This is a genomic window from Verrucosispora sp. WMMD1129, assembly GCF_029581255.1.
GTDB classification, from domain to species: Bacteria; Actinomycetota; Actinomycetes; order Mycobacteriales; family Micromonosporaceae; genus Micromonospora; species Micromonospora sediminimaris.
Window position 1 is genome coordinate 2,019,000 of record NZ_CP120741.1, and the last position, 11,632, is coordinate 2,030,631.

Sequence of the window (11,632 nt, forward strand, 5' to 3'; positions counted from 1 at the left end):
GCCGGAGGCGGGGCGGGGCCGCGGGGGCCGGGGGTGGGGTCAGTAGGCGCGGGCGAGGATGGTGATGAGGTCGGGCTCGTCCTCGGTGTCGGGAACGGTGCCGTCGGCACGGACCAGGCAGCGGACGGTGACGCCCTGGGCGTTGGCCTTCGCCTCGCCGTCGACGCCGACCGCCGACCACGGGACACGGGCCCAACCGGTGGTTGCCGCCTCCAGCGCCTCGTCCAGCGTCGCCACATCGACCGTGCGCGACTCACGGAAGGCGAGCGCCTGGTCGTGCAGCGCCCGCTGGTCGGCGTCGAGTGCGGCGAGCACCGCACCGACCACGTCCGCCACCGGCGTGGGTGCCTTCGAGCCGTCGGTACGGCGGACCACCACAGCGTTGCCGGCGGCCAGGTCGCGGGGACCGACCTCGACGCGTACCGGATAGCCGCGCAGCTCGGCGTCGACGGCCCGGCGGCCGAACGGGGTGTCGGTGCGGTCGTCGAGCGCGACCCGGACACCGGCGTCCCGCAGCGCGTCGCGCAGCTTGGCCGCCGCCTCGGTGACTCCGTCACCGTCCTTGACCACCATGACGTACGCCTGGGTCGGCGCCAGCCGCGGCGGCACCCGCAGCCCGTTGTCGTCGCCGTGGCACATGATCAGGCCGCCGAGCATCCGGGTCGAGGTGCCCCAGGAGGTCGTCCAGGCGTGTTCCCGGCCACCTTCGGCCGAGGAGTAGCTGATGTCGAAGGCCTTGGCGAAGTTCTGACCCAGCTCGTGACTGGTGCCGAGCTGGAGCGCCTTGCCGTCGCCCATCATGCCTTCGCAGGTGTAGGTGGCGGTTGCCCCGGCGAAACGCTCGCGGGCGGTCTTGAGCCCGACCACCACGGGGATGCCGAGCACGCTCACCATCAGGTCCTCGTACGCCTCATGCAGGATCTTGCGGGCGTAGGCGCGCGCGTCCTCCCGGGTGGCGTGCGCGGTGTGCCCCTCCTGCCAGAGGAACTCGCTGGTCCGCAGGAACACCCGGGGACGCAGTTCCCAACGGACCACGTTGGCCCACTGGTTGAGCAGCAGCGGCAGGTCACGGTAGGAGTCGATCCACTTGGCCATGAACTCGCCGATGACCGTCTCGCTGGTGGGTCGTACCACGACCGGTTCGGCGAGCTGCTTGCCACCACCGTGGGTGACCACAGCCAGCTCCGGTGAGAAGCCCTCGACGTGCTCGGCCTCGCGCTTGAGGTAGCTCTCCGGGATGAACAGCGGGAAGTAGGCGTTCTCCGCGCCGGCCGCCTTGATCCGGTCGTCCATCTCGGCCTGCATCCGCTCCCAGATGGCATAGCCGGCCGGTCGGATCACCATGGTCCCTCGCACCGGCCCGTTGTCGGCCAGCTTCGCCTTGGCGATCAGATCCTGGTACCAGCGAGGAAAGTCCTCAGACCGGGGAGTAAGCACGCGCGCCATGACCGCACATCCTATGCGCCCGCCCCCCGCCCCCCGCCACCCACGCCCAACCCACCCCCACCGCCGAGCCCACACCTTCGCGTTGATCAAGAAGTTTGCGTCGGATTCGGCGCTGCGGTCGACGCAAACTTCTTGATCAACGCGGGGTGTGGGCCGGGGAGGCCCGGGGGCGGGTCAGGGGAGGGGGTGGCCGCGGAGGATGAGGCGGGTGGGGGTGTGGAGGGTGGTGAGGTCCTGGCGGGGGTCCCGGGGGTAGATGGCGAGGTCGGCCAGGCCGCCTTCGACGAGGCCGGGAAGTCCGAGCCAGGCGCGGGCCCCCCAGGAGGCGGCGGCGAGCACGTCCAGGGTGGACATTCCGGCCTGCTCGTGCAGCAGGAGCATCTCCTCGACGGCGAGGCCGTGGTCGATGCCGCCACCGGCGTCGGTGCCGACATAGATCGGCACACCCGCCTCGTACGCGGACCGCACCACCTGCGGGAAACGGTCGCGCAGGGCGAGCATGTGCTCGGCGTACCCGGGGAACTTCGCCCGGGCCTGGTCGGCGATGTGGCCGAAGGTACGAATGTTGATCATCGTGGGGATCAGCGCGGTGCCCTGCCGGGCCATCAGGTCGATCAGGTCGAGGCTGAGCCCGGTGCCGTGCTCGACCGAGTCCACCCCGGCCCGCACCATGATCTCCACCGCGGACTCGCTGAAGGTGTGCACGGCGGCGCGTACCCCGGCGGCGTGGGCGGCGGCCACGGCGGCGGTCATCGTGTCGGCGTCCCAGGCCGGCGCCAGGTCGCCGACGCCCCGGTCGATCCAGTCGCCGACCAGCTTCACCCAGCCGTTGCCGGCGGCGGCCTGCTCCGCCACGGTCGCGGCCACCTCGGCGGCACCGACCTCCACGCCGATGTCGCGCAGGTACCGCTTGGGCGGTGCCACGTGCCGGCCGGCCCGGACCAGCCGGGGCAGGTCGGGTTCGTCGTCCAGTTCCGGGTACGGGAAGGGCGATCCCGCGTCCCGGAGGGCGAGGACGCCGGCGTCCCGGTCGATCCGCGCCAGCGCACGCGCCTGGTCCAGCGAGGTGATCGGTGCCCCGCCCCGGGCGATGCCGATGTGGCAGTGCGCGTCCACCAGACCGGGCAGGATGAAGCCGCGGTCGGCGACCGTCTCCGCGCCGGGCACCGGGTCGAAGGTGACCCGGTCGCCGACCAGCCACAGGTCGCGTACCTCGTCGTCGGGCAGGAGCACACCGCGCACATGCAGAGCCATGCGCACAGTCCTACCCGATCACTGCCCGTCGCGCGCCATAAGCCCGGCTCGCCGCACGGTGAGCGCGGGCAGGTCGACCGACACCTTCCAGGGCCGCTCGGTGACGAAGAGATCCTCGGTGTGGGCGGCGACCTCGTAGTCACCGGACGGACTCAGGGTGTATTCCGTAAGCGTCATCTTCTCGTGCAGCGGGTCGACCACCCAGTACGACCGGACCCCCGCGTGGGCGTAGACCTTGGCCTTGTCGTACAGGTCACGGAAGGTAGAGGTGGGCGGGATGACCTCGACGGCGAGCAGCGCGTCCTCGACCGGGACGGGCGATCGGTTGGCGTGCTCCCGGCGGATGGCGACCACGTCGGGTCGGGGTTCGTTGCGCCTGTCGATCCGCATCGACAGGTCGATGCTGACCAGGTAGTCGGGTGGGCAGTTCACTCGTAGGGCGAGCAACAGCTCGACACAGAGGTCCTGATGCAGGGCGGTCGGCGATGGCACGATCAACCTTCCGTTGACCAGTTCGTACGGAAGGTCCTGCGGCAGCTCGCCGAGGTCGTCGACCGTCCACTCCGAGCGCTCGGGTGGGATGGGCAGCATGGGGGCCACGGTCATGACTCCTCCTTCGAGGGGCGGCATCACCCTAAGCGCCGACAACACCACCCGCCGTCACCGACACGCTCAGCGGGGCGGCTTGCCGTCCTTGCCGAACTTGTTGAAGTCGATCTTCGGCAGCTTGAAGCCGGGCGGCAGGCCCTGACCGGCGGCCAGGTCGTCGGGGCTCATTCCCGGCGGCAACTGCGGCATCCCGCCCGGGAAGCCACCCTGTACGCCCCGGGTGCCGGCGCCGCTGCGTGGCCGGTTGCCGCCCTTGGTGCCCTTGCGCTTGTTCTTCGGCGACTTGGTCGCCTTGCGCCGCCCGGCCCCGGGCAGGCCCATCATACCGCCCATCTGCTTCATCATCTTCTGCGCGTCGGTGAAGCGGTTGAGCAGCTGGTTCACGTCCATCACGGTGACGCCGGAGCCGTTGGCGATCCGGGCCCGCCGGGAGCCATTGATGATCTTCGGGTTGGTGCGCTCGGCCGGGGTCATCGACCGGATGATCGCGGTGATCCGGTCGAAGTGCTTGTCGTCCAGCTCGGCGAGCTGGTCCTTGACCTGCCCCATGCCCGGCATCATGGCCAGCACGTTGGCGATCGGCCCCATCCGGCGTACCGCGATGAGCTGGTCGAGGAAGTCCTCCAGGGTGAACTGCTCGCCGCCCATCAGCTTGGCGGTCATCTTCTCTTTCTGATCGGTGTCGAAGGCCGCCTCGGCCTGCTCGATCAGAGTGAGAACGTCGCCCATGCCGAGGATCCGGCTGGCCATCCGGTCGGGGTGGAAGACGTCGAAGTCCTCCAGCTTCTCGCCGGTGGAGGCGAACAGGATGGGTTGCCCGGTCACCTCACGGACCGACAGCGCGGCACCACCACGGGCGTCGCCGTCGAGCTTGGAGAGGACCACGCCGGTGATGCCGACGCCGTCGCGGAACGCCTCGGCCGTCCGCACCGCGTCCTGACCGACCATCGCGTCGATGACGAAGACGACCTCGTCGGGGTTGACCGCGTCGCGAATGTCGGCGGCCTGCTGCATCATCTCCGCGTCGATGCCGAGCCGGCCGGCGGTGTCGACGATGACGACGTCCCGGGCGGCCCGGCGGGCGTGCTCGATGGAGGCCTTGGCCACCTGCACCGGGTCACCGACGCCGTTGCCGGGCTCCGGGGCGTACACCTCGACACCGGCGCGGCCACCGAGCACCTGGAGCTGCCCGACGGCGTTGGGACGTTGCAGGTCGGCGGCGACCAGCAGCGGCTGGTGCCCCTGGGCCTTGAGCCAGCGGGCCAGCTTGCCGGCGAGCGTGGTCTTACCGGAGCCCTGAAGACCGGCGAGCATGATCACGGTGGGCGGCTGCTTGGCGAACTGGAGCCGTCGCCCCTCGCCGCCCAGCACGGCGATCAGTTCCTCGTTGACGATCTTGATGATCTGCTGGGCCGGGTTGAGCGCCTGCGAGACCTCGGCGCTGCGCGCCCGCTCCTTGACGTTCGCGATGAAGCCCTTGACCACCGGCAGCGCGACGTCCGCCTCCAGCAGCGCGAGGCGGATCTCGCGCGCGGTGGCGTCGATGTCGGCGTCGGTGAGACGTCCCTTGCCGCGGAGCTTGGTGAAGATCCCGGAGAGGCGGTCACTCAAGGTGTCAAACACGCGAACATCCCGTTTGTCAGTTTTCCGATGAGCACGAGCGGGGCCGGGTGAGCTGTCCGACCACCGCTAGGGTAGCCCGCCACCCACACCCCCGCTCCCGCCCGCCCAGCCCCCGCGAGCGCCCGGGCGCCACGATCTGTGGCAGTTGCGGTATCCGACACGCCGGTCAGTTGACACCTTTACTGCCACAGATCCGGCGCGGGAGCCAGGCGGGCCGCTACACGGCGGCGAGGACGGCGGCCTCCAGGCGGGCCCGTTCCTCCTCGGAGGGCCAGCCACCGACCAGGTAGAAGGCGTCGACCACGTCGCCGCCGAGGGTGGCGATCCGGGCCGCCCGGACCTGAGCGCCGGCCGCGTCGAGCGCGCTGGTCACCCGGTAGAGCAGGCCAGCGGCGTCGGCGGCACGCAGTTCCAGCAGTACCGCGTCGGTGGCGGCGTCCCGGTGCCAGACCACCCGCGGTTGGGCCCCGGCCCCCCGTGCGGCCAGGGCCCGACCGCGTAGCCGCTGGGTCACCGACACGTCACCGCGCACCGCGCGGCGCAGGTCGGCGCTCAGCGCCACCGGATCCGGGGCCAGTCCGTAGCGTGGCTGCACCCGGCACTGCACCAGGGCCCGTCCGTCCACCGTCGAGGCGTCGGCGGCGAGCACTTCCAGCCGGTGCAGGGCCAGGCAACCGGCCACCGTCGCGAGCAGGCCCCGACGATCGGCCGCGGCCACCGCCACCCGGTCCCCGGTCAGGTGTACGACCGGAAGTGGCCCGGCCACCAGCGCCGGGTCCGGTGCCGGCGGGGCGGGTACGTCGCCCGTGTCGAGGGTGGTGCGGACTCGGGCGACCAGCTCGGCGATCAACCGGCCCTTCCAGTCCGACCAGGCGGCCGGGCCGGTGGCGGCGGCGTCGGCGCGCACCAGCGCGTACAGCAGGTCGAGGGTGGTGACATCGCCCACCGACTCGGCCACCCGGGCGATGGTGACCGGGTCGGACAGGTCCCGCCGGGTGGCCACCTCCGGCAGCACCAGGTGCAGCCGGACCAGCGTGCCGATCAGCGTCGCCTCGGTGGCCGGTAGGCCGATCCGGGTCGCGATCCCCTCGGCGATCGGCGCGCCCACCACGCTGTGGTCACCGGGGAGCCCCTTGCCGACGTCGTGCAGGAGCGCGCCGAGCAGCAGCAGGTCGGGGCGATCCACGTCGCGGGTGTGCCGACCGGCCTCGGCGGCCGTCTGCACCAGGTGCCGGTCCAAGGTGAACCGGTGCACCGGGTTGTGCTGGGGCAGGCTGCGCAGCCGGGTCCACTCCGGCAACCATCCGTCGATCAGCCCGTACCGGTCGCAGGTCTCCCAGGCCGGGATCATGCCGGCGCCGGCACCGAGCAGCGTGGTCAGGGCGGCGCGGGCCTCGGCCGGCCAGGGCGTCGGCAGCGGCGGGCAGTACGCGGCCAGCCACTCACAGGTGGCCCGGGCGATCGGCAGCCCGGTGGTCGCCGCGGCGGCGGCCATTCGCAGCGACAGGCTGGCGTCGGGGCGGGCGCCGATGGCGGTGCGGGCCAGCACCAGTTCGCCGTCGTGCTCGACCACGTCCCGGGCGACCGGGCGGCGCAGCGGCCTGCCGTCGGCGCCCCGACGGCGACCGGAACGCAACCGGTCGGCGGCGCGGAAGGCGTCGTCCAGGGCGTGGCTGATGGTCCGGGCGTCACCGGCGACCCGACGCAGCAGGGTGTCACCGTCGCCCTCCTCGGGACGCGGCGCGGGGCCGGACCGCTGGTCCGGTGACGCGCCGGCCGGCTGCGGCGGCACCCCGCCCGGCGGAACGCCCTCGGCTACGCCGGACGGTGTCCGACGCAGGCCGAGCAGGGCGGCCACCCCGTCGCGCTCCTGGGCGAGCAGCCGGTCGACGCGCCGGCCGACCTGCTGGTGCAACGCGTCCCGGGTGTCCAGCAGCCGCAGGTGCGCGGCGTGCACGGCGGGTCGTAGCGCGTCGGTGATCCCGGCGGTGGCGATGGCCCGCAGGATGCCGACGTCACGCAACCCTCCGGCCGCCTCCTTCAGGTCGCCCTCCAGCAGGTGGGCCAGTTCGCCGTGGGCCTGCCAGCGGGCGGCGGTGCTCTCCCGCAGGGGCGCGAGTTGGCGGACCGCGGTGCGCCGCCAGTGGTCGGTGGCGCTGCGCACCAGCGTGTCGGCGAGGTCCGGATCACCGGCGACGAGCCGGGCGTCGAGCAGCCCGAGGGCCACCTTGACGTCGTCCTGGGCGACCGACAGCGCCTCGGCGACGGTCCGGACCGAGTGGTCCAGCCGCAGCCCGGCGTCCCAGATCGGATACCAGAGCGCGGCAGCCAGTTCGTCGATGCCGGGCACCCCGGCGTGCACCAGCACCAGGTCGAGGTCGCCGTAGGGAGCGCACTGCCGCCGGCCAAGGCCGCCGACCGCGAGCAGCGCGACGCCCGGCCGGTCCGGCAGCAGCCGGGCCAGCCAGGCGTCGTACGCGTCGGCCCGGGCCCGACGCGCCGTCGCGCCGACCCCGGCCGGTACGCCGACGACCTCGTTGACCAGGAGGTCAGCGCTGCCGGGGGGTTCCGAGGCTGTCCTACTGGTCAACGAGGTCATCGATCATCGCCCTACAGTGCGTCCAGGCCGCGCTCGCCGGTGCGGACCCGGACGACCTCCTCGACGGCGGTCACCCAGACCTTGCCGTCACCGATCTTGCCCGTCCGGGCGGCCGACACGACGGCGTCGACGATCTTCTCGACGTCGATCTCGTCGGTGAGCACCTCCACCCGGATCTTGGGCAGGAACTCGACGGTGTACTCGGCGCCCCGGTAGACCTCGGTGTGGCCCTTCTGCCGCCCGTAGCCCTGGACCTCGCTCACCGTCAGACCGGCCACGCCCAGCGTGTGCAGGGCCTCCTTGACGGCGTCCAACTGGTGCGGCTTGATGACCGCGGTCACCAGCTTCATGTCCAACCCCTCCATTCCCGAAACGTTAGCCGGCGACCTTTTCGCTTACCGGTTCGGTGGGCTCGGTCTTCGACGACGCCGCCGAGGTGCCGATGCCCGCGGCGGCGAACGCGCCACCGCCACCACCCGTGGAGCTGAACTCGTACGCGCTCTCCGCGTGCTCGGCGTTGTCGATGCCCTCGACCTCGGCGTCGGCGCTGGCGCGGAAGCCGATGGTCTTGTCGATCACGAAGCCGATGAGGTACGCGACCACGAACGAGTACGCCAGCACGGCCACCGAACCGAGGGCCTGCTTGCCCAGCAGCGTGATGCCACCGCCGTAGAGCAGACCGTCGTTGCCCTCACCGGCCAGCACCTCCATCGCCAGGAAGCCGATGAGCAGCGAACCGATGATGCCGCCGACCATGTGCACGGCGACCACGTCGAGCGAGTCGTCGTACTTGAGGCGGTACTTGAGGCCGACGGCCAGCGCGCAGACGACACCGGCGATGACGCCGAGCGCGATGGCGCCGAGCGGCTCCAGGAAGGCGCAGGCCGGGGTGATGGCGACCAGGCCGGCGATGGCGCCGGACGCCGCACCGAGGGTGGTCGGCTTGCCGTCGCGGAGCTTCTCCACCAGCAGCCAGCCCATCACCGCGGCGGCGGTGGCGACCTGAGTGTTGATGAAGGCGACCGCGGCGGTGCCGTTGGCGGCCAGCGCCGACCCGGCGTTGAAGCCGAACCAGCCGAACCACAGCAGGCCGGCACCGAGCAGCACCATCGGCAGGTTGTGCGGCTTGAAACTGTCCTTCGGCCAGCCCACCCGGCGACCGAGCACCAGCGCCAGGGCGAGCGCCGCGGCACCGGCGTTGATGTGCACCGCGGTGCCACCGGCGAAGTCGAGCACACCCAGCTCGAAGATCCAGCCACCGCCCCACACCCAGTGCGCCACCGGGAAGTAGACCAGGGTGGCCCACAGTCCGGCGAAGAGCAGCCACGGGCCGAACCGGGCCCGGTCGGCGATCGCGCCGCTGATCAGCGCGACGGTGATCACGGCGAACATCAACTGGAAACCGGCGAACAGCAGGTCGGGGATGCCACCCTCGGTCCCGCTCTCCAGCATGCCGCGCAGACCGGCGGCGGAAAGATCACCAGTGATCCCGCCGACGTCCTCACCGAACGCGATGCTGTAGCCGTAGAACACCCACAGCAGGCTGACCAGGCCGATCGCCCCGAAGCTCATCATCATCATGTTGAGCACGGACTTGGACCGGGTCATGCCCCCGTAGAACAGCGCCAGGCCGGGCGTCATGAGCAACACCAGCGCGGCTGAAGTCAAAATCCAGGCGGTGGCACCAGAATCTAGCTCCGGCACGCTGCCTCCTCTCGGGTTGTTTTCTCCCTCCCTCCCGGCACCGCGCAGCATCGCCCGTACGCCGGTTGCGCGGAAGCCTGGTAGTCCGCTGTTTCACCAAGGGTCCCCGGCTGGTTTCCGAACCGTGACGGCTTGTTTCGGACGTGTGAAGAAAGACGCACACCTCAGCGCTTCGACGGGGGTGGATCGGCCATTTGGTGCCGGTCTATCCCCCCGACGGCCCAGAGACCGTCGGGAGACCCCGCAGATCTCAGCGCAGGGCGTGCTCGAGGGCGTGTCGCTCGTAGTCGAGCAACCGCAGATCCCGCATCGGCCGGCGCAGGTGGCCCTTGTGCACAATCCGGACGAAGGCCGGCTCCCCCGCCGCGGCCATCCGACGAATGCCCTCGACGTGGTCGACGATCCGCTTGCGGATGGTCCGGATCAGCCGGTGCCGGTCGCGCGGAATCAGCCCGTACGCGTCGGCGAAGAGCCGCAACCGACGCGGCCGGTCCGGGCGCTTCCAGCCGAGGGTGATGGAGTCCCGGTCGGAGAAGATCGGCACCCAGGTCCACGCGGCGTACGCCACGTCGTAGATCCGGGCACCGGGCGAGGCGAGATCGAAGTCGATCAGCCCGAGGGTGCCGTCCGGCCGCCAGATCACGTTGTGCGGTGCCGCGTCGTGGTGGCAGATGACCTCGGTGTCCGGCGGCGGTGGGCCGAACGAGCGCCACACCGCCTGCGGCGGCGGCACGAAACCGTACTGGGCGTCGTGGAACATCCGCAGCATGGTGGCGACGGTGACCAGCGCCTCGTCGGTGACCCAGTGCGGGGCCAGCGGGTACTCCCCGCACTCCCCCTCCAGGTACGACAGCACCTCCCGGTTGCGCTCGTCCATGCCGAGGGCACGAGGGGCACCGGTGAATCCGACGTACTCCAGGTGACGCAGCAGGGCGTGCACCGACGGGGTCCACGGCCCGGCGTTGCGCCGCACCGTGTCACCGACCCGCACCACGGTGCTCACGTTCCCGCCGTGCAGCGGGATCTCCTGCGAGGTCACGTACGGTCTCCCGAGGCGCTGCGACGGGTGGCTCGGGTCGCGCCAGCCCGCGTACGCGCGATCGTCTCTGGTCACCCGAGGTTACGCGGTCTGACCGGAGGACTCGGTACCCAGCAACGCGTCGACGAACTGCGCCGGGTCGAAGGGCGCCAGGTCGTCCGGGCCCTCGCCGAGGCCGACCAGCTTCACCGGGATGCCGAGCTTGCGCTGCACGGCGATGACGATGCCGCCCTTGGCGGTGCCGTCGAGCTTGGTCAGCACCACCCCGGTGACGTTCACCACCTCGGTGAAGACCCGCGCCTGCTCCAGCCCGTTCTGACCGGTGGTGGCGTCGAGCACCAGCAGTGTCTCGTCGATCGGGCCGTGCTTCTCCACCACCCGCTTGACCTTGCCCAGCTCGTCCATCAGGCCGATCTTGTTCTGCAACCGGCCGGCGGTGTCGACGAGGACCGTGTCCACGCCCGTCTCGATGCCGCGCTTGACGGCGTCGAAGGCGACGCTGGCCGGGTCGGCGCCCTCGGGGCCACGGACGGTCTCGGCCCCGACCCGCCCGGCCCAGGTCTGCAACTGGTCGGCGGCGGCGGCCCGGAAGGTGTCGGCGGCGCCGAGCAGCACGCTGCGACCGTCGGCGATGAGCACCCGGGCGATCTTGCCGCAGGTGGTGGTCTTGCCCGCGCCGTTGACCCCGACCACGAGCAGCACCGCCGGCACGCCCTCCTTCGGAGCGGTGTGCAGCGACCGGTCCAGCCCCGGGTCGAGCGCGTTGACCAGCTCGGCCGCGAGCAGGGACCGCAGCTCGGCCACCGACCGGGTACCCAGCACCCGGGTACGCTCCCGCAGCCGGTCGACGATCTCCCGGGTGGCGTCGACGCCCACGTCGGCGGTGATCAGGCTGTCCTCGATCTCCTCCCAGACGTCCTCGTCGAGCCGGTCCCGGCTGAGCAGGCCGAGCAGACCCTTGCCGAACACGTTCTGCGATCGCGACAGCCGGGAGCGCAGCCGCACCAGCCGGCCGGCGGTCGGCTCGGGCACCTCGACGGTCGGTGCCGGCGCCTCGACCGGCGGCTCGACCAGGACACCCGTGGACAGATCGGCCTCCGGTGCCTGCACCGGCGGGCCGGCGAGGTCCTCCTCCGCCCGGGTGTCGACCTCCGTACGCGGCAACGGCGGCTGCGGCCGTCGACGCAGCCGCGGCACGACCAGCCCGATGCCGCCGAGGATCAGCAGACCGAGCAGGGCGAGAGCGATGAGGAGGTAATCCGTCATGCCGGAATCCTGTCAGATGCCGGCGATCACGTCTCAGCCACCGCTCCCGCCGGGCGCGGCGGTTCCCAGCCGCCCGACCGCTCGCGGCGTCC

Annotated in this window: 9 protein-coding genes; all 9 read right to left on the minus strand. The window is 71.7% G+C overall.

Going from position 1 to position 11,632, the window contains the following annotated elements:
- Positions 1–39: 39 nt before the first annotated feature.
- Positions 40–1,446: a proline--tRNA ligase gene (proS, locus tag O7624_RS09175; protein ID WP_282239691.1), complete on the minus strand. Its 1,407-nt coding sequence runs from the start codon at positions 1,444–1,446 to the stop codon at positions 40–42.
- A 174-nt stretch (positions 1,447–1,620) separates the two neighbouring features.
- Positions 1,621–2,700, minus strand: a complete 1,080-nt coding sequence (locus O7624_RS09180) for an amidohydrolase family protein (RefSeq protein WP_282239692.1) — start codon at positions 2,698–2,700, stop codon at positions 1,621–1,623.
- An 18-nt stretch (positions 2,701–2,718) separates the two neighbouring features.
- Positions 2,719–3,306: a Uma2 family endonuclease gene (locus tag O7624_RS09185; RefSeq protein ID WP_282239693.1), complete on the minus strand. Its 588-nt coding sequence runs from the start codon at positions 3,304–3,306 to the stop codon at positions 2,719–2,721.
- A gap of 66 nt (positions 3,307–3,372) precedes the next feature.
- Positions 3,373–4,932 (minus strand): signal recognition particle protein, encoded by a 1,560-nt coding sequence (gene ffh, locus O7624_RS09190; RefSeq protein ID WP_282239694.1) that lies wholly within the window; start codon positions 4,930–4,932, stop codon positions 3,373–3,375.
- 217 nt (positions 4,933–5,149) lie between these two features.
- The gene (locus O7624_RS09195) at positions 5,150–7,531 is read right to left on the minus strand and encodes a [protein-PII] uridylyltransferase (protein WP_282239695.1); all 2,382 of its coding nucleotides are present in this window, start codon (positions 7,529–7,531) and stop codon (positions 5,150–5,152) included.
- Between the two features lie 11 nt (positions 7,532–7,542).
- On the minus strand, positions 7,543–7,881 hold the full coding sequence (locus tag O7624_RS09200) for a P-II family nitrogen regulator (protein ID WP_166458079.1): 339 nt from the start codon (positions 7,879–7,881) through the stop codon (positions 7,543–7,545).
- 25 nt (positions 7,882–7,906) lie between these two features.
- On the minus strand, positions 7,907–9,235 hold the full coding sequence (locus O7624_RS09205; protein ID WP_275415501.1) for an ammonium transporter: 1,329 nt from the start codon (positions 9,233–9,235) through the stop codon (positions 7,907–7,909).
- 250 nt (positions 9,236–9,485) lie between these two features.
- Positions 9,486–10,349, minus strand: coding sequence for an aminoglycoside phosphotransferase family protein (locus O7624_RS09210; RefSeq protein WP_170863284.1), 864 nt, complete (start codon positions 10,347–10,349; stop codon positions 9,486–9,488).
- 6 nt (positions 10,350–10,355) lie between these two features.
- Positions 10,356–11,540: a signal recognition particle-docking protein FtsY gene (gene ftsY / locus O7624_RS09215; RefSeq protein WP_093401704.1), complete on the minus strand. Its 1,185-nt coding sequence runs from the start codon at positions 11,538–11,540 to the stop codon at positions 10,356–10,358.
- Positions 11,541–11,632: the final 92 nt, after the last annotated feature.